Source organism: Mesorhizobium caraganae, from assembly GCF_016836705.1.
Classification (GTDB): domain Bacteria; phylum Pseudomonadota; class Alphaproteobacteria; order Rhizobiales; family Rhizobiaceae; genus Mesorhizobium; species Mesorhizobium caraganae.
In genome coordinates this window covers 179977-197401 of sequence record NZ_JAFCGY010000001.1, presented here as the reverse complement: position 1 = coordinate 197401, position 17425 = coordinate 179977, and the positions used below count along the sequence as shown (strand labels likewise).

Here is a 17425-nt window from a genome sequence, read left to right as displayed (position 1 = left end):
CGCCCATCGTCTTGAAAAATCGCGGCCATCTATTTTCGAAAACCGCGCGGCAATGCTATTGACCCCTGATGCTATACGTCGAAATCGCTACCGTGGCCGTCCTCATCTGCGTGAACGGCCTTCTGGCAATGTCCGAGCTTGCCATCGTCTCGTCGCGCCCAGCCCGCCTCAAGACGATGATAGACCGCAACGTCAGAGGCGCCGGCCGCGCGCTGGCGCTCGGCTCCAACCCCGGCAAATTCCTGTCCTCAGTGCAGATCGGCATCACTTTGGTCGGCGTCTTGTCAGGCGCCTTCTCCGGCGCCACGCTGGGCGACAGGCTGTCGGTGTACCTGGCCTCCACCGGCATCCGCGAAAACATCGCCGACCCGCTCGGCGTCGGCATCGTCGTTGCCCTCATCACCTATTTCTCGCTGATCGTCGGCGAACTGGTGCCCAAGCAGATCGCGCTGAGAGACCCCGAGCGGGTCGCCGTCAGGGCAGCCCCGGCAATGACCATCCTTGCCACCGTCTCGGCGCCGGTCGTCTTCCTGCTCGACATTTCCGGCCGCGCCGTCCTTTGGCTGCTTGGCCAGCGCGGCGAAAGCGAGGAGAAGGTCACCGACGAGGAGATCAAGATGCTGGTCGCCGAGGCCGAGCATCACGGCACCATCGAATCCGACGAGCGGCGCATGATTGCCGGCGTCATGCGGCTCGGCGACCGCGCCGTGCGCGCGGTGATGACGCCGCGCACCGAGGTCGACTGGATCAATCTGCAGGCCGATGAGAGCGCCATCCGCAAGCTGTTGATGGACACCCAGCATTCGCGCCTGCCGGCGGGCGATGGCGGCGTCGATGTCATGGTCGGCGTCGTCCAGACCCGCGACGTGCTGGCGGCGATCCTTGCCGGCCGCCCGCTCGACCCACGCAAGCATGTGCGCGCCGCCCCCATCGTCTATGACCAGGCCGACGCGTTGGACGTGCTGCAGAAGCTGAAGGATTCCGACGTGCCGATGGCCCTGGTGCATGACGAATACGGCCATTTCGAAGGCATCGTCACCCCCGCCGACATTCTGGAAGCCATCACCGGCGTCTTCCGCGCCGACCTCGACGCCGGCGAGGAGGAAAACGCCGTCAAGCGCGAGGACGGCTCATGGCTGCTCGCCGGCTACATGCAGGCCGACGAGATGGCGGAAGTTCTCGGCATCGACCTGCCGGAAAACCGGGACTACGAGACCGTCGCCGGCTATGTGCTGTCGCACATGCACCATCTGCCGGCGACCGGCGAATGCGTCGACGCGCAAGGCTGGCGCTTCGAGGTCGTCGACCTCGACGGCCGCCGCATCGACAAGCTGATCGCCACCCGCCTGCCGAGCGGCCATCGCGAAGTGGTGCGCTGACAACAGCGCCGCTTCAGACCGCAGCTTCGATCGGTTCGGCAAGTCTTGGATTGGAACGCGAGGCGATCAGGCAACTGGCAACGATCAGGGCGGCGCCAGCCAGCGTGGTCCAGGTCGCCGCCTCGTCGAAGAACAGCCAGCCAAACACGATCGCCCAGATGAAGGCCGAGTACTCCGTCGGGATCAGATATTGCGCTTCGGCGCGCGCATAGGACCAACTCATCAGGTATTGGCCGGAGAGCGACAGTGCCGTCACGCCGGCCAAGGGAAGCCAGAGATTGCCCGGCAGGCAAACCGCCAGCCAGGGCGCGGCGGGGAGAAGGACAGCGGCAACGCACAGGTTCTGGAACAGCATGATCTCGACTGGTTTGGCCACCAGCGCCTGCCGCCGCGAGAGGATCAGATTGTAGGCGTAGAACACCGTCGATGCGAGCACAGCCACCGTGCCAAGCAGAGCATCCCCGGTATAGTTCCCTTGCCCGAACTGTCCGGCCATGATGATGACGACACCGGCAATGCCCGCCAGCGACGCCCAGATCGCCTGCCGCTGTATGCGTTCGCCCAAGAGCAGCGCGGCCAGCAGAAGAGCAAACAGCGGCGCGACGAAACTAAGCCCGATCCCATCCGCCAGCGGCAGCCTAGCAAGCCCCCAGAAGAACGACAGAAGGACGATACCGACGACGATGGCACGCAGCGCATGCAGCTTGAGCACGGAAGGCTTGGGAAGCGTGCGCGGCCCCGCCGCCCAGGCCGTGCCCGCGACCACGGTCGCAAGCATGCTTCGCCACAGCACCGTGTTGTAGACGCCGACGGCGATGACCAGCACCTTCATCGCCGCATCCATGGCCGACAGAAGGAAGATCGCAAGCGCGCAGACCAGCACCGGGATCATGGGGGAAACGACGCCTGTCAGGCTGGATGATTTCACGGGGACCGCTCATGTGATGGATCGCGGCCGATATATCAGGGCAAAACGGCAGGGCCAGATGGCAGCCCTGTCCCATATGCCGGTCCAAGGCAAGTTTGCCTCAGTGCGCGTCCGGCGGCGGCGCCTTCGGCGTGACGTTGCGCAGGAAGGGAACCAGCGCGGTGGCGATGACGAAGGCAACCATGATGACCAGGAACGCATCGGCATAAGCCATGGTGGAGGCCTCGCGATAGGCAAGTTGCCAGAGCTGCTTCAGCGCCGCGGCATGACCATCGTCGACAGCACCCGGCAACTGCCCATAGCGCTGCCCGACATTGTCGAGGAGCCGCATCGCCGCCTCGTTTTGCGGCGTCAGATGCGAGGCGATGGTCAGAAAATGGAAGTTGGTGCGGTCGTTCAGGATCGCGCCACAAATGGCGATGCCCACCGCGCCGCCCAGATTGCGCATCGTATTGAACAGGCCACTGGCATATTTCAGCCGCTCCGGCGGCAGGCTGCCGAGGCCGAGATTGACGCTTGGCGCCACGGCGAAGACCTGCGGAAAACCACGAAAGATCTGCGGCAGAAGCAGTTGCGCGGCGCCCCACTGGCTGGTGATGGCGCTGAAGCTCCACATCGAGGCGCCGAAGGATGCCAGCCCGAACATCATCAGCCAGCGCGTGTCGAAGCGCTTGGCGAGGAAGATGTAGACGGGCACGCCGACCATCGAGGCGACGCCGGTGGAAAACACCGCCACCCCGGTCTGGAAGGCGTCGTAGCCGCGGACATAGCCGAGGAACAGCGGCGTCAGATAGATCGTGGCAAAGATGCCGATGCCGGTGACGAAGGAGAGGAAGCAGCCGATGGCAAAGTTGCGGTTGCCGAAGGCGCGAAAGTCGACCACCGGCTGCGAATAGGTCAGGCTGCGGATGACGAACAGAACCAGGGTAACGCTGGCAATGATGGCGCCGTTGCGGATCGTTGCGTCGTCGAACCAGTTCCAGCGCGTGCCCTCCTCCAGCACATATTCGGCCGTGCCGAGGCTGACCGCCATCAGCACCATGCCTATATAGTCAGCGCCCTTCAGCAGCGACGGATCGGCCTTGTCGATCTTGACCAGCAGCGCGACGAGGATGGTGATGATGGTGCCGGGAATGACGTTGACATAAAACAGCCAATGCCAGCTCAGCGTGTCGGTGATCCAGCCGCCGATCACCGGGCCGAGCGTTGGCGCGACCGACGCGATGCTGCCGACCACCGCCGCCGCATAGACCCGCCTCGGCCCCTGGAAATAGTGGAACGACGAGGTGAACACCGTCGGGATCATCGACGCGCCGAGCAGCCCCTGCAGCGCGCGGAACACGATCATGCTTTCGATGCTCCAGGCGAAGCCGCACAGCATGCTGGCCAGCGTGAAGCCGGCTGCCGAGAAGGTGAAAAGCCAGCGTGTCGAGAACACGCGGGTCAGCCAGCCCGACAGCGGGATGACGATGATTTCCGCCACGAGGTAAGAGGTCTGCACCCAGCCGATCTGGTCCTGTGCCGCCGACAGACCACCACCGATGTCCTGCAGCGAAGACGCCACGATCTGGATGTCGAGCAGCGCGATGAACATCCCCACGCACATCACCATGAACGGCAGGATGCTGGTGATGAAGGATTCCTGGCGCTCCGGCATGGCGTCCTCAGCGTGACGCGGTATCGACGGTGACCGTTGTCGACAGACCCGGCCGCAGCGCGACTTTCTGCGCCTGGTCCGGATCGATCGTGATCCGGACCGGAACGCGCTGGACGATCTTGGTGAAATTGCCGGTCGCGTTCTGCGGCGGGATCACGCTGAAGATCGCCCCGGTCGCGGGCCCCAGGCTGGTGACGTGACCTTTGAGCGGCGCATCGGGCGCAATGTCGGTGTAGACCGTCGCAGCCTGGCCGTCGGTCATGTCGCGCAGCTGGTCTTCCTTGAAATTGGCGTCGACCCACAGGCCGGAGGCCGGAACGATGGTCAGGAGATAGCTGCCCGGCGAGACATAGCTGCCGACTTGCGCCAGCCTATTGCCGACGACGCCGTCGATGGGTGAGCGTATCTCAGTGAAGCCGAGATCGAGCTCGGCCGTATCGACGTCGGCCTTGGCCGCCGCGACAGCTGCGGTCGCTTCCGCGATCTGGGTGTTGAGCACGTCGAGCTGCTGTCTGGCGGCGGCAAGCCCGGCGCGCGAGGCGGCAACGGTAGCCTTGGCCTGACCGTCGGCGGCGAGGCTTCTCTGCGCATCCTGCTGCGTTCCGGCCCGGGTGCTGGCCAGCACTTCATAGCGCTTGGCATCCTGGGCGGTGAAAGTCGCGGCAGCGCTCTTGGCTTCGAGATCGGCCTCGGCCTGCTCGATCACCGAATTCTGCAACGATATCTGGGCGCGCAGATTGTCGAGGGCAGACTGCTGCTGCTGGACGGACGCCTGAGCATGCTCCAGCGCCGCCTTGAACGGCCGGTCGTCGATGCGGATGATGAGCTGTCCGGCGGCGACGTGCCGGTTGTCCTCGACAAGGATCTGATCAATGTGGCCGGCAACCCGCGGCGCCAGCGGCGTGACGTTGCCGCCGACATAGGCATCGTCGGTAGAGACGAGGAAGCGGCCGGCCTGCCACCAGTCGAAGCCATACCATCCGGCGGCACCGACGACGATCACGGCTGCCAGCGTTAGCCACGGCTTGCGGCGCTTTTTGGCGGGTGCGGGAATTTGCACGACCGGGGGCTGCGCCGGCTGCAGCTCGGCGGCGGAAAGAACCTTGTTCATTGGCGGCGCGCCTCATCCGACCTGTGCTCAATCACCGTATTCTCTATAAGCGGAAGGCCTGAGCCCGCGCTGCTGAAGCGATATCGCTGCCGCATACGGTTGGTGGCAGTCGGCCCAGTCGCCAGGGTGAAGCCCTCGCTGTCGAGTTCGCTGCCGGTTTGGCGGTCGACCAGAACCGGATCGGCCCAGCGTCCATCCGCCCTGTCCACCACCACCAGGCTCGGGCCTTCGGGGGCCAGATGCTTGTTGCCCCAGGCGAGCAGCGAGAGGAGAACCGGGCGAAAATCGCGCGCCTTGGCGGTCAGCACATATTCATGGCGAAGCGGCCGTTCGTAGTAGACGCGCTTTTCGAACAGGCCGCGCTCGACAAGGCTGTTCAGCCGCCGCGTCAGAATATTGGGCGCAATGTCCAGGCTCTTTTGAAACTGGTCGAAGCGCGCCAGACCCTGGAATGCGTCCCTGAGCAACAGGATGCTCCACCACTCACCGACAGCATCGAGGCTGCGCGCAATCGGACATGGGCGATTTTCGAAGCTTGTCTTTGCAACCATGACAACGGTCTCTTTCATAATGAAAGCTACAGATAGCGGTGTGAGTTGCATTATGCAATTCACTCGGACGTGATCGAGCAAGGGACACGAGCGTGGCGGCTCAAGATCGGCAAGCAATGCCCGCGACGTGGCGTCAGAAGGGCTTTGTCAGATGCTCGCTTGCATGGCGAAAGTACGGACTCCGAAAGCAGCCTGCCTCACCCATGATTGATCCACTGAGAGATTGGGAAACGCAGCCAAAGCCTCTATATCGATAGCCATGGATGCATCGAACGAACACGCGCTAAACGACGAGCTTCTCCAAGATATCCAGCGTCTGTCCTTCGAGTATTTTCTCAACGAGGCCAACCCTGCCAACGGCCTGGTCGCCGACCGCAACACGCCAACGTCACCCGCTAGCATAGCCGCCGTCGGGCTCGCTCTGTCGTCCTATCCCGTCGGTGTCGAACGCGGTTTCATGACGCGCGCGGCCGCAATCGAGCGGACGCTCGCCACGCTCCGTTTCTTCTGGAACGCTCCGCATGGGCCAGAGCCCGATGCCACCGGTTACAAGGGTTTCTACTATCATTTCCTCGACATGCAGACCGGCCGCCGCGTCTGGAAGTGCGAGCTGTCCACGGTCGATACCGCGCTCCTGCTTGCGGGCGTTCTGTCCGCCGGCGCCTATTTTGACCAGGACGATGGATCCGAACTGGAAATCCGCCAGCTCGCCGATGCGCTCTACCGCCGCGCCGACTGGCGCTGGGCGCAGAATGGCGGCGCCACCTTTACCCATGGCTGGCGGCCTGAAAAAGGCTTCCTGCGCTATCGCTGGGAAGGATTTGACGAAGCGCTGATCCTGTACGTGCTGGGTTTGGGCTCGCCGACCCATCCGCTGCCGCCCGAGAGCTACGCGGCCTGGCTGTCCAGCTACAAGTGGAAGACAATCTACGGCCGCGAACTGGTCTATGCCGGCCCGCTCTTCATCCACCAGTTCTCGCATATCTGGATCGATTTTCGCGGCATCCGCGATGCCTTCATGCGCGATCACGACAGCGACTATTTCCAGAACAGCCGCCAGGCGACCTATCTGCATCGCGACTACGCCATCCGCAATCCGAAGGGGCTAAGCGGCTACGGCGAGAATTGCTGGGGCGTCACCGCCAGCGATGGCCCAGGTCCAATCAAAGGGGAAATGACGATCGATGGCCGCCGCTTCTTCGGCTATCTCGCGCGCGGCGCGCCTTTCGGCCCCGATGACGGCACGCTGTCGCCATGGGCGGCGATTACCTCCCTGCCCTTTGCGCCGGAAATCGTGCTGCCGGCGTTGCGCCATTTTCACGAGATGGACCTGCACGTGGGCAATCCTTACGGCTTCGTCGCAAGCTTCAATCCGACGATCGCCGCAGCCGACGGCCGCGCCTGTGGCTGGGTATCATCGGACCACGTCGGCATCAATCAGGGGCCGATCGCCCTGATGATCGAGAATTACCGGTCGGACTTCCTGTGGCAGCTGATGCGCGGCGTGCCGGCCGTCGCCACCGGACTGCGCCGAGCCGGATTTTCCGGCGGTTGGCTGTGACGGGCGGCCGGCGCGATTAATCGAGCAAGATACTCAAGGCACCAACGAATTCGCGGAACTGAAAAAGGGCGGCGCAAGCGCCGCCCCCTTGGGAAGATGATTTGATCCTTGGGAGGATAAGGCTCAGGCCGCCTGGGCTTCACCGGCAATCGCGTCGGCCTGACGCGCAGCCTTGAGCACCCGGGCCCACCAGGCGACATCGTTGACCAGCGCGGCAGCAGCCTGGTTCAGATGCTCGATCTCCTCAAGCTTCTTTTCGCCCTGGCGTACCGCCAGGAAATCGCCCCAGGCGATGTGGACGGCGGACTTGACCGGCGCCATCTGCAGCTCAACGGCGGCAAGGCGCAGGTGCTCGACAGCACGCGAGCCGCCGACGCTGCCATAGCCGACGAAGCCGGCCGGCTTCTTGTTCCATTCATTGGCGGCATAGTCGATAGCGTTCTTCAGCACAGCGGTCGGGCCGTGATTGTATTCGGCGGCAGTGAAGATGAAGCCGTCGAACTCGGCGACCTTCTTCTGCCAACGCTGCGCAACTTCGTTCTGCGACGGTGCCCAGGCGGACGAAGCAACTTCGTCGAAGAAGGGCAGCGGCCAGTCGCGCAGGTCGACGATCTCGACGTCGATGTCGGCATGCGATTTTGCGATCTTGGCGATCCACTGGGCGGGCACATCGGCGAAACGCGCGGCGCGTGTCGAACCGACGACAATGGCGATTTTGGGCTTGGACATGGGGCTCTCCATATATGTAAAAGCTGGTATCGTTTGGATACCGGCGCTATATGAGATACTGTCAAACCACTGCGCAAGGAGGCACCGTTTTGTTACTGAGGCACCCGCACAACACCGAAGACTGCCGCGCGGTCTCGGAAATCCTGCAGCGCGTCGGCGACAAATGGACGGTGCTGGTCGTCGGCAAGCTCGGCGGCGGACCGCTGCGTTTCAATGAATTGCGCGCCGCCGTCGGCGGCATTTCGCAAAAGATGCTGACCACCACTTTGCGTGGCCTGGAGCGCGACGGTTTCGTCACCCGAACCGTGTTCCCGACCATCCCGCCACGCGTCGATTATGAGCTGACCGAGCTAGGCCATGAGCTGCTGGTCCCCGTCGGTGCGCTGGGCGAATGGGCGCGTAAAAACACCGTACGCGTCCAGGCAGCGCGTGAAAAATTCGACGGCGTGCACGCCTGAACCCCTTGCAGCGCAAGGACTTCGTCCTCGAAGACACGCAGTTCAGATTTGGCTGGGTCCGCCTGGCATCCTCGGCCACGCCGTCGCGATCCAGCTGCCGCATCTCGTTCGCCGGCGCACCATCATTTTGAGGCGAATAAGCGTCTTCGCCGAGAGGCCTTCAGGCCTTTGACGCAGGGTTGCTGCAGCACATCGTGCTGCACGTATCGGCCCTTGTAGTTCGCTGGTTGTCGACTGTCCGGTCGTGCTTGCAGGCGACGCTTGGAAGCTCTTTCCTGATCTCGGTATAGGCAGTGGTGCCAAGCAGACAGATCACCGCGACAAGGGCCGCCACGAGCCAGCCGTTCAGCATGTGTTGACGCATTGTCTTCCCTCCGCCATCCGTAGAATCGGATGGAAAGGCAACCATTGGATGTCGCGCAGCGCATCGCCCGCGCGGGAGATGTTACATAAGCGCAAGCCTGGCAGAATCGACTGCTTCAGCTTTCCGCTGGAATCGGCTTCGGCTTGCCGTCGCTATCCAGCGCTACCATGACGAAATCGGCGTGAGTGACCTTCTCCATCAGATCGGAGAGGTAGCGCTGCGCCCAAGCCTCGACCTTGAGCGTCATCGACGTGCGGCCGACGCGCTCGACATGGGTGTAGATGCACAGCGTGTCGCCGATCTTCATCGCCTTGGCGAAGGACATCTCCTTGACCGCCGCCGTCACCACGCGGCCCTTGGCGCGTTCGGCGGCGCGGATGCCGCAGGCAAGGTCCATTTGCGCCATCACCCAGCCGCCAAAGATATCGCCGGCCGCATTGGCATCGGCCGGCATGGCCAGCGTGCGCAAGGTCAGATCGCCGATCGGCTGTCCGTCCGCGTAATGCACCATGCGCCAAATCCCCCGAAACGATTGCCCTCGATCCCGTAGCGTCACGGCGCCGGGAGGTCAACGCGATGTGAGAGCGCGCCGATCGAGACGAGCAGCTTGCAATGCCGCCAACAAGGCGAATGCTGCCGATATCAGCATCATGACGAAAAGCGCAGGGATCGAACTGGCCAGGAACAGACCGGCGATAGAGGCGATGACTGCCCCACCCCCGATCCTCATCGCGGCAGCCAGTCCTGCCGCGGTGCCAGCCATATCCGGCCGTATCGACAATGCACCGCTGTTGGCGGCGGGCATGGTCAATCCGTTGCCCACGCCGATGAACACGCAAGGACCGAAGAAAGCCAGAATGTGAGTGACGCCGAAGCTCGACAGGATCAGCCCGACCAACAGACCGCCGCACGTCAGCAGGCGTGCAAAGACAAGGACGGCGCCCAGCGAACTCTTCGAGGCGTAACGCCCGGCCAGATAGCTGCCGAGAATGAAGCCGGTCGGAACCAACCCCATGTAAAGGCCGAGTTTCGTGCTTGATCCGCCGAGCGCGTCACCGACGACCAATGGTGCTCCTCCCAGGAACACGTAAAGCACTCCCATCGAGCAGGCCATACACAGCGTGTAGGCCCAAAACCGCGCTGAGCTGAGGAACAGCCTGTAGGAGGCAATGTAGCTGGTCGATCTTGGCCGTAGCCCGGCTGCCCTTTTGATCTCACGCATGGATAGAGCGAGCGCGGCTGCCCCGAGGATAGCGAAGACCACGAAGCTTGACCGCCATCCGAACAGCTCGTCCAGTGACCCGCCAAGCAAAGGACCGACCATGGGTGCCAGCGCCCACCCCATGGCGAGATAACCAAATTTGCTGGCCGCCTCGCGCTCTTCGGATGTCTCCTTGATGATGACCAGAGCGACGGAATAGCAGGGGCCTATGCATGCCTGCAGCGCGCGGAACACAAGGAAAGTGCCGATATTGGGGGCCAGGATACAACCAACAGACGCGACAATGAAGATCGAGAGGGACATCAAGACGACCGGCCTGCGTCCAAATCGATCCGATAGTGCGCCGCCGATGGCCTCAATTACGGCTGTGATAATGGCGAAGCCGGCAACGGAGAGATTGACCAATGCGAAATCGGCTTGGAATGTTGCAGCGATGTTCGGCAGCGACGGCAAAATCATATTCACCGGCAACACGGCGAGAGCCGAAAGCAAGATGAGGGTCATCAGCCGGGGTGGGGCTGCGGGTTCGGTGATGACCGTTTGCCCGAATGTGCCGGGATGCCGGGTGGAGTTATCGCTCGTCATGATCGCGTTCGCCTGTCCAGGAGACAAGTTGAATCTGACGAGGCGGCCCATTCCAGGCACAAAAAAAGGCCCCGTCAGGAGCCTGCTTACCGCGCATGGGTGCTTTCGCCGGACGGTTACACCGTCCCGCCCATGCGCTCCCCTACCACGACGAAAACCATTGTGATGTTCATGGCGATAGAGCTAGGCGGATAGTCGCCTGCCGTCAAGGCAGCTTCCTTGGCGTCGACAGCGTGGAGACTTCGCGGCCGATTTCTGTGGGGCTGCAGGACGGATCTTTCGTTGCGCTCGGACAGATGTCCAGGATGGGCCGGCAACTGGATTGCTGGTCGCTTTCTTCACAAACGGTCGGTGAGAACCAGTCGCTTTTTTCACAACGCATGCCGGAAGGCGCGGCGACGCGGCGAGCCTGCCGCGTCTAGGCTGCGGCCAGTTTTCCGGAGCCGTCCAAATTCACATGCAGACCTATGATTTCATCATCGTCGGCTCCGGCTCGGCCGGCTCGGTTCTCGCCGACAAACTGTCGGCTTCCGGCCGCTACTCCGTGCTGGTGCTGGAAGCTGGCGGCACCGACCGCCGTTTTTACGTCCAGATGCCGCTCGGCTACGGCAAGACCTTCTTCGACCCGGCGGTCAACTGGAACTACAAGCCCGAACCGGACCCCGGTCTCGGCGGCAATGTCGACCATTGGCCGCGCGGCAAGCTGCTCGGCGGCTCGAGCTCGATCAATGCCATGGTCTGGATCAGGGGTGCGCGCGAGGACTTTGACGACTGGCGCGATGCCGGCAATCCCGGCTGGGGCTATGACGATTTGCTGCCGGGCTTCAAGGCGCTCGAGGACAATGAGGCCGGCGCCGATGCATGGCGCGGCACCGGCGGCCCGCTGCACATCACCGACACGACGAACGCCGTGCATCCGCTGACCAAACGCTACCTTGCTGCCGGCCAGCAGGCGGGCCTGCCGCTCAATCCCGACTTCAACGGCGCCGCCCAGGAAGGCGTCGGCGTCTACCAGATCTCGACCAAAAATGGCGGCCGCATGTCGGCCGCGCGCGCCTTCCTGCGCCCGGCGATGAAACGCGCGAATGTGCGCGTCGAAACCAATGCACTGGCGAGCAAAATTCTGTTCGAAGGCAAGCGCGCCGTCGGTATCGAGTACCAGCAGAACGGCGAGACCAAGATCGCCCGCGCCGGTCGCGAGGTCATCCTCTCCGCCGGCTCGATCAACTCGCCACAGCTGCTGCAGTTGTCCGGCGTCGGCCCCGCCGCTTTGCTCGGCGGCCTCGGCATTCCGGTCATCCACGCCAACGAGAATGTCGGGGCGCATCTGCAGGATCATGTCGGCATCAACTACACCTTCAAGGGCAAGGTGCCGACGCTGAACCAGATCCTGCGCCCCTGGTGGGGCAAACTGCTGGTCGGCATGCAATACATCCTGACGCGCTCGGGTCCGCTGTCGCTGTCGATGAACCATGGCGGCGGCTTCTTCCGCACCGACCCGGCGTTCTCGCGCCCCAACATGCAACTTTATTTCCAGGCCTTCTCGACCGTCATTCCGAAGAGCGGCGAGCGGCCTATCCTGACGCCGGACCCATGGCCGGGGTTCTCCATCGGCCTGTCCAACTGCCGCCCGTCGAGCCGCGGCGAGATCATGATCCGCTCCAGCAATCCGCTGGACTATCCCAAGATCGTGGCCAACGCCTACTCCACCAATGCCGATGTCGACGAGATGCTGGCGGCGGTGAAGTTCGTGCGCAAGATCGCCTCGATGCCGGCCATGGCCGAGATCATCGCCGAAGAGGTTTTGCCGGGGCCATCGATCCAGTCGGATGCCGACCTGATCACGGATTTCAGGAAACGCTCGGGCACCGTCTATCACCCGGTCTCGACCTGCCGGATGGGTCCTGATGCCGGGCAGGCGGTCGTCGATCCGCGCCTGAAGGTGCACGGGCTCGAAGGCTTGCGCGTCATCGACGCCTCGATCTTTCCCGCCAACATCACCGGCAACACCAACGCCGCCACCATCATGACCGGATGGAAGGGCGCCGAACTGGTTCTGGAGGACCAAAAATGAAGATCACCGACGTCAAGACCTGGGTTGTCGGCAATCCGCCGCCAGGCATCGGCGGCAAGTATTTCATCTTCGTCAAGCTGACCACCGATGGCGGTGTCGTCGGCTATGGCGAGGCCTACAACGCTACCTTCTCGGCCCACACGACCGCGAAAATGGTCGAGGACATGGCCGAGCGCTATCTCGTCGGGCGCGACCCGCACGACATCGAGAACTTTTTCCGCCGCGCCTATTCCTCCGGCTTCACCCAGCGCCCGGATGTTTCCGGCATGGGCTGTTTTTCCGCACTCGAAATGGCCTGTTGGGACATCATCGGCAAGGAAGCCAACAAGCCGGTCTACAAATTGCTCGGCGGCCAGGTGCACGAGACGCTGCGCTCCTACACCTATCTCTATCCGCACACCGGCAGTGTCCATTCCGAGGACGCGCCGGACGGCAGGAATGTCTACAACGATCCCGAATTGGCGGCAGCCTGCGCGCTCGAATATGTCGAGCAGGGTTTCAATGCCGTGAAGCTCGACCCGGCGGGGCCTTACACCGCTTTCGACGGCCACCAGCCGCGCCTCATCGACATCGATGTCTCCACCCGCATGATCAAGGCGATCCGCGAGGCGGTCGGCACCCGCGCCGATATTCTGTTCGGCACGCATGGCCAGTTCACGGCATCGGGCGCGCTGCGCATGGCGCGCGCCATCGAACCTTACGATCCGCTGTGGTTCGAAGAGCCGGTGCCGCCCGATATGCCCGAAGTGATGGCGCAGGTTGCCCGCGGCACGTCGATCCCGATCGCCACCGGCGAAAGGCTGACGACGAAATTCGAATTCGCCCGCGTCATCGAGAACCGCGCCGCGACCATCCTGCAGCCGGACCTCGGCCGTTCAGGCGGTATTCTCGAAACCAAGAAGATCGCCGCCATGGCCGAGGCCTACCACATCCAGGTCGCGCCGCACTGCTATTGCGGGCCGATCGTCGGCGCCGCCAACATCCAGCTGGCGGTGACGCTGCCCAACTTCCTCATCCTGGAATCGCTCAAGCAGTGGGACGGTTTCCACGCCACGCTGTTGAAAAAGAAGATCGAGTGGCAGGACGGAAATGTCATCCCGTCGAAAGAGCCGGGCCTTGGCGTCGAGCTCAACGAAGCGGACTGCGATGCGCACCCTTACACCGGCAAGGATTTGCATTTGCAGATGATGCAGACACCGCTGATGCCGTGAGCGAGCGCTACGCATTCATCGGCCTTGGCCATCTCGGCGGCAACCTTGCCGCCAGCCTTCTGCGCAACGGTTTTGCCGTCATCGTCTTCGATCGTGACCCCACGGCCGTCGAGCGGTTGGTTGCGCTCGGCGCGACAGCAGCAGCTAGTCCTGCCGAAGCGGCGGCGCACGCGGGCAACGCCATCACTTGCCTGCCTTCGCCAAAGGTCAGCGAGATGGTGCTCGCAGGCTCAGACGGATTGCTCGAAGGCCTGCCCAAGGCTGGCACCTGGATCGAGATGTCGACCAACGGCCGCGATGAGGTGCTGCGCCTCGCAGCCCTCGCCTCGTCCAAGGGCGTCGAGACGCTGGAGTGTCCGGTCACCGGCGGCGTGCACCTCGCAGCGGTCGGCAAGATCACAGCGCTGGTCGGCGGCGATGCAGCCCTCTACGAACGGCATCGGCCGGCCTTCGAAGCGATGTGCGCAAAATCGTTCCTGATGGGACCGGTCGGCTCGGCGGCGGTGATCAAGGTCATCACCAACATGCTGGCCTTCATCCATCTCGTCGCCGCCGGCGAAGCGCTGATGCTGGCCAAGCAGGGTGGGCTCGACCTCGCCCAATCCTACCACGCCATCGTGGCCTCCTCGGGCAACAGCTTCGTCCACGAGACCGAAAGTCAGCTTATCCTCAACGGCTCCTACGACATCGGCTTCACCATGGACCTGGCGTTGAAGGACCTCGGCTTCGCGCTCGCCATGGCCGAACAATCGGGCGTACCGCTCGACCTTGCCACGCGCGTCAACGCGATTTTCGAGCAGGGCAAAGCGGCCTATGGCGGCAGCGCCTGGTCGACCCAGATCGTCAAACTGCTAGAGGATGCGGTCGGAGCCGACCTGCGCGCGCCCGGCTTCCCGGCCAAACTTGAGACCTAGCCGGCAAAGCATTTAGCCAATGTCTTCAGTGGCTTGGTCGGGCCTTCAGAATCAGCACCTAAGGCACTTGATTCAATATCTCAGCGTCAGCGCTCCGGGCAAAATCTCGAACGTCGCGGGAATACGCCCCGGCGACTCGCCGTCTATGTCGACCAGGGCGCCATTTTTCTCGACATCGCCGAGCGGTTCGACCACCACTTTCCGGCCGCGCAATATGGTGATGGCCGGATGATTGCGATGCCGTCCGCCATAGAGCAGCCGGATGTCCCAGATCAGCTTCAGCTTGCCCGCCGCCCGCAGGATGACGATGTCGAACTGACCATCGGCCAGCTCAGCGTCGGGCGCAATCATCATGCCGCCGCCGAAGAATTTGCCGTTGGCCACCGCCACCAGCGCCATGCGCGCTTCGACCGGCATGCCGTCGTCGACGGTGATCCGGACGTCCTGGAAACGGTAGCGGATGAACTCGACCACGGTGCGCCACAGGAACAGCGCCCTGGCCGACATCTTGCCCTTGCGCTTGTCGGCATTGACGGCGCGGTCGGTGGCGCCCGACAGACCGAGGCTCGCGATGTTGATGAAGTGCCGGCTGGCCAGCGCGCCGTGATCATCGATGTAGCAGATGCGCCCAGCATCGACCTTGCGGGCCTTGGCCTCGGCGATCCGCTTCAGCACCGCGTCCACCTCTTTCGGCATGCCAAGCCCGCGAGCGAAGTCGATCCCTGTGCCGCAAGGCAGCAACCCAAGTTCGGTTGTCCGGCCGTTCTCATCGAATGCCTGCAGCAACCCATCCGCCACTTCGCTGGCGGTACCGTCGCCGCCGGCTGCGATCACCAGATCGAAACCGCTGGCCGCGAGGTCAAGCGCCAACCTTTCGGCGTCGCCCTCGGCTTGCGTCTCGCGCAGCTCGAAGTCGCCGAAATGGGTTTTCAGAGACGCGGCGACCTCCGGCCAATGCCGTTTCAGCCGGCCGCCACCGGCAATCGGATTGAGCACCACCCCGACTTTCAAAGCGCACCCTCCCCGCACCGAGCCGATGGGCGCGATGCTTTGCCGGCATTGAAACCCGCGCCTGCGTGCGGAGCAAGGGGGACAACCGGCTGGGCGTCAAAAAGCGGGCAGGCTGTCTAAGGCAGACGACGCCGAGATTCCGAGGTTTGTGGCAAACCGTCCCCGATAATCCCGTTATCCACAGGCTCGCCCCCATTCCCCGAAACCCTTACCCGGCGTAAGTTCAACCCATCTCAGGCGGCTACCGATCGCCACGTCGAAAGGCAAAGCGAAAAGGCGGATTTCCTGAGGCCCGTACGGCCCGAAGCGAGAGCAGGCTTGCCTGTTCGAGGGACGGTAGCCGAGACCTACGGGGCCGCGGAAAGCGTGCGAACGCCAACGGCGGACCGATGCTGCCATGAAGGACGGCAAAAACCTTCGATGGCACGCTGAGCAAAGCTCGCAAGAGTGGAGAACGGCGTGGCCTGGAACGGGCATCGCCCTCGGGTGGTGACTGGCAGGGCCGTCAAAATCAAGGCCGGCATGGCGCGACATCTCTAGGGAAGTTGCTGCCCGACCGTGTCCTGATCTGACAGGGAGGCGCTGGGAGAAATCCCGGCGCCGACTGTCTTTCGGGCCTCCCACATATTTTTCCAGCTGGGGCTGCAACCCTCGGCAAAATCGGCCAACATCCTGTCGGCGGCCGAGCTTGCGCCGCCCGAAGGCGCCCGCGCGCTGTTCAGCCAGTCGATACCGGTCGATCCGGCCACCCACCGCACCGGGCTGATCGTCGCCGTGCGCAAGCTGCACCTTGTGCTGCCGGCGCTGCACTACTGAAGCGGCGACTGCCCTACCGCGACGAGGCCGGCCTCCACGCGGCCTACTTCTTTGGCCCGATGCCCGGGATCAAATTGAGACCAGCGTTTATATATTCCGGCCGGATGGCGCCGCTGATGATCGTGAAGGTGGCCAGCATGATGCTGGCCAGCGCCCCGTCATGCCATGGCCTGAAGGCCAGCGCGTCGACGGCATAAGCCCAGAACGGGAAAGCGAGCATCGACATGACGATGTTGGCGCCGGGAGCCTCCGCATTGTCGGCGGCATCGCTCACCGATTTCAGGTACACTGGCGTCATTGCCAGCGCGACGAACAACACGGCCCATGAAATGGTCCAGATGCTGATGCCGGCCATTTTTTCGAGATCTATTGCCTCCCGCACCTTACCGGAAATGGCTTCATCATTCGATGCCGCCGCCATTGCCTTGGCGACGGGCTTCTCGACCGCATTGGCGAGGATGGAGTTGACGAAGATGAAGAAGGCCACGATTTCGGCCGGTACATATTTCGCTACCCGGTCAAGATAACCATCGCCGTCTTTCGAGTCCGTTTCGCCCTGACCGTTCTGCCCGCCTTCGTCGTCTGCAACGCCCTCAAGATTGCCTTTCGACACCACGGCCGACCGGACAATTCTTCCCATGGCAAACCCCTCCGATGTTGTTGTATCACCCCGCCAGTATTGTAATAGAAAACCGCACCAAGAAACAGTTTTTGCTGTCATAGAAGGCAATATTTATTTTGCCCTTCTTTCGCAAACGCACCATGGTCGCCGCCCTATCTGCTCCCGAGCATCTCGAAATCCACCTATAGTGAGTCTTTCCCGAAACCGCATCGCCTGGCTCATTGCGCGATCG

The 17425-nt window shown here is 63.0% G+C and carries 17 protein-coding genes; 6 read left to right on the top strand and 11 right to left on the bottom strand.

Annotation, left to right across the window (positions count from 1 at the left end; genetic code table 11):
- Positions 1-68: 68 nt before the first annotated feature.
- Positions 69-1379 carry a hemolysin family protein gene (locus JQK88_RS01030; RefSeq protein ID WP_192257842.1) on the top strand — a complete coding sequence of 437 codons (1311 nt, stop codon included), beginning with the start codon at positions 69-71 and terminating at the stop codon, positions 1377-1379.
- A gap of 13 nt (positions 1380-1392) precedes the next feature.
- Here JQK88_RS01030 and JQK88_RS01025 read toward each other — a convergent pair whose 3' ends face one another.
- From JQK88_RS01025 to JQK88_RS01010, 4 genes are all read right to left on the bottom strand, one after another.
- A complete protein-coding gene (locus tag JQK88_RS01025; RefSeq protein ID WP_203277923.1) occupies positions 1393-2271 on the bottom strand; it encodes a DMT family transporter in 879 nt (292 codons plus the stop codon).
- Between the two features lie 136 nt (positions 2272-2407).
- Positions 2408-3964 (bottom strand): DHA2 family efflux MFS transporter permease subunit, encoded by a 1557-nt coding sequence (locus JQK88_RS01020; RefSeq protein ID WP_192257909.1) that lies wholly within the window; start codon positions 3962-3964, stop codon positions 2408-2410.
- Between the two features lie 7 nt (positions 3965-3971).
- Entirely contained in the window at positions 3972-5075 is a 1104-nt protein-coding gene (locus tag JQK88_RS01015; RefSeq protein ID WP_203277226.1) for an HlyD family secretion protein, read from the bottom strand.
- Positions 5072-5626, bottom strand: a complete 555-nt coding sequence (locus tag JQK88_RS01010) for a winged helix-turn-helix transcriptional regulator (RefSeq protein ID WP_203277922.1) — start codon at positions 5624-5626, stop codon at positions 5072-5074. The genes JQK88_RS01015 and JQK88_RS01010 overlap by 4 nt, the downstream gene beginning before the upstream one ends.
- A 259-nt stretch (positions 5627-5885) precedes the next feature.
- Here JQK88_RS01010 and JQK88_RS01005 point away from each other — a divergent pair, with 259 nt between their 5' ends.
- A complete protein-coding gene (locus tag JQK88_RS01005) occupies positions 5886-7187 on the top strand; it encodes a glucoamylase family protein (RefSeq protein WP_203277225.1) in 1302 nt (433 codons plus the stop codon).
- 123 nt (positions 7188-7310) lie between these two features.
- Here JQK88_RS01005 and JQK88_RS01000 read toward each other — a convergent pair whose 3' ends face one another.
- Positions 7311-7916, bottom strand: a complete 606-nt coding sequence (locus tag JQK88_RS01000; RefSeq protein ID WP_192257837.1) for an NADPH-dependent FMN reductase — start codon at positions 7914-7916, stop codon at positions 7311-7313.
- 89 nt (positions 7917-8005) lie between these two features.
- Between JQK88_RS01000 and JQK88_RS00995 the strand changes: the two genes are divergently transcribed.
- The gene (locus JQK88_RS00995; protein ID WP_192257835.1) at positions 8006-8374 is read left to right on the top strand and encodes a winged helix-turn-helix transcriptional regulator; all 369 of its coding nucleotides are present in this window, start codon (positions 8006-8008) and stop codon (positions 8372-8374) included.
- 160 nt (positions 8375-8534) lie between these two features.
- Here JQK88_RS00995 and JQK88_RS00990 read toward each other — a convergent pair whose 3' ends face one another.
- From JQK88_RS00990 to JQK88_RS00980, 3 genes are all read right to left on the bottom strand, one after another.
- A complete protein-coding gene (locus JQK88_RS00990) occupies positions 8535-8738 on the bottom strand; it encodes a hypothetical protein (protein ID WP_203277224.1) in 204 nt (67 codons plus the stop codon).
- 115 nt (positions 8739-8853) lie between these two features.
- Positions 8854-9249, bottom strand: a complete 396-nt coding sequence (locus tag JQK88_RS00985; RefSeq protein ID WP_112561014.1) for an acyl-CoA thioesterase — start codon at positions 9247-9249, stop codon at positions 8854-8856.
- A gap of 57 nt (positions 9250-9306) precedes the next feature.
- On the bottom strand, positions 9307-10545 hold the full coding sequence (locus tag JQK88_RS00980) for an MFS transporter (RefSeq protein ID WP_203277223.1): 1239 nt from the start codon (positions 10543-10545) through the stop codon (positions 9307-9309).
- Positions 10546-11002: 457 nt separating this feature from the next.
- Here JQK88_RS00980 and JQK88_RS00975 point away from each other — a divergent pair, with 457 nt between their 5' ends.
- From JQK88_RS00975 to JQK88_RS00965, 3 genes are read left to right on the top strand one after another with little or no spacing between them, the layout of a single operon-like run.
- Complete coding sequence (locus JQK88_RS00975) at positions 11003-12619, top strand: GMC family oxidoreductase (RefSeq protein WP_203277222.1); 1617 nt, start codon at positions 11003-11005, stop codon at positions 12617-12619.
- On the top strand, positions 12616-13830 hold the full coding sequence (locus JQK88_RS00970; protein WP_203277221.1) for a mandelate racemase/muconate lactonizing enzyme family protein: 1215 nt from the start codon (positions 12616-12618) through the stop codon (positions 13828-13830). Before JQK88_RS00975 ends, JQK88_RS00970 begins: the two co-directional genes overlap by 4 nt.
- A complete protein-coding gene (locus JQK88_RS00965) occupies positions 13827-14744 on the top strand; it encodes an NAD(P)-dependent oxidoreductase (protein WP_192257827.1) in 918 nt (305 codons plus the stop codon). Before JQK88_RS00970 ends, JQK88_RS00965 begins: the two co-directional genes overlap by 4 nt.
- A 72-nt stretch (positions 14745-14816) precedes the next feature.
- Here the strand turns inward: JQK88_RS00965 and JQK88_RS00960 are convergent, their stop codons facing one another.
- The 3 genes from JQK88_RS00960 to JQK88_RS00950 form a co-directional block, all read right to left on the bottom strand.
- Complete coding sequence (locus JQK88_RS00960) at positions 14817-15755, bottom strand: diacylglycerol/lipid kinase family protein (RefSeq protein ID WP_192257825.1); 939 nt, start codon at positions 15753-15755, stop codon at positions 14817-14819.
- Between the two features lie 536 nt (positions 15756-16291).
- Positions 16292-16537 (bottom strand): hypothetical protein, encoded by a 246-nt coding sequence (locus tag JQK88_RS00955; RefSeq protein ID WP_192257823.1) that lies wholly within the window; start codon positions 16535-16537, stop codon positions 16292-16294.
- 77 nt (positions 16538-16614) lie between these two features.
- Positions 16615-17292, bottom strand: a complete 678-nt coding sequence (locus JQK88_RS00950) for a hypothetical protein (RefSeq protein ID WP_192257821.1) — start codon at positions 17290-17292, stop codon at positions 16615-16617.
- Between the last annotated feature and the right edge of the window lie 133 nt (positions 17293-17425).

Excerpts from the sequence above, each read along its gene's own strand:
- JQK88_RS00990 (WP_203277224.1), bottom strand. The coding sequence starts at position 8,738 with ATGCGTCAACACATGCTGAACGGCTGGCTCGTGGCGGCCCTTGTCGCG.
- JQK88_RS01005 (WP_203277225.1), top strand. The coding sequence starts at position 5,886 with ATGGATGCATCGAACGAACACGCGCTAAACGACGAGCTTCTCCAAGAT.
- JQK88_RS00970 (WP_203277221.1), top strand. The coding sequence starts at position 12,616 with ATGAAGATCACCGACGTCAAGACCTGGGTTGTCGGCAATCCGCCGCCA.
- JQK88_RS01020 (WP_192257909.1), bottom strand. The coding sequence starts at position 3,964 with ATGCCGGAGCGCCAGGAATCCTTCATCACCAGCATCCTGCCGTTCATG.
- JQK88_RS00975 (WP_203277222.1), top strand. The coding sequence starts at position 11,003 with ATGCAGACCTATGATTTCATCATCGTCGGCTCCGGCTCGGCCGGCTCG.
- JQK88_RS00980 (WP_203277223.1), bottom strand. The coding sequence starts at position 10,545 with ATGACGAGCGATAACTCCACCCGGCATCCCGGCACATTCGGGCAAACG.
- JQK88_RS01015 (WP_203277226.1), bottom strand. The coding sequence starts at position 5,075 with ATGAACAAGGTTCTTTCCGCCGCCGAGCTGCAGCCGGCGCAGCCCCCG.
- JQK88_RS01025 (WP_203277923.1), bottom strand. The coding sequence starts at position 2,271 with ATGATCCCGGTGCTGGTCTGCGCGCTTGCGATCTTCCTTCTGTCGGCC.
- JQK88_RS00950 (WP_192257821.1), bottom strand. The coding sequence starts at position 17,292 with ATGACAGCAAAAACTGTTTCTTGGTGCGGTTTTCTATTACAATACTGG.
- JQK88_RS01000 (WP_192257837.1), bottom strand. The coding sequence starts at position 7,916 with ATGTCCAAGCCCAAAATCGCCATTGTCGTCGGTTCGACACGCGCCGCG.
- JQK88_RS00985 (WP_112561014.1), bottom strand. The coding sequence starts at position 9,249 with ATGGTGCATTACGCGGACGGACAGCCGATCGGCGATCTGACCTTGCGC.
- JQK88_RS01030 (WP_192257842.1), top strand. The coding sequence starts at position 69 with ATGCTATACGTCGAAATCGCTACCGTGGCCGTCCTCATCTGCGTGAAC.
- JQK88_RS01010 (WP_203277922.1), bottom strand. The coding sequence starts at position 5,626 with ATGGTTGCAAAGACAAGCTTCGAAAATCGCCCATGTCCGATTGCGCGC.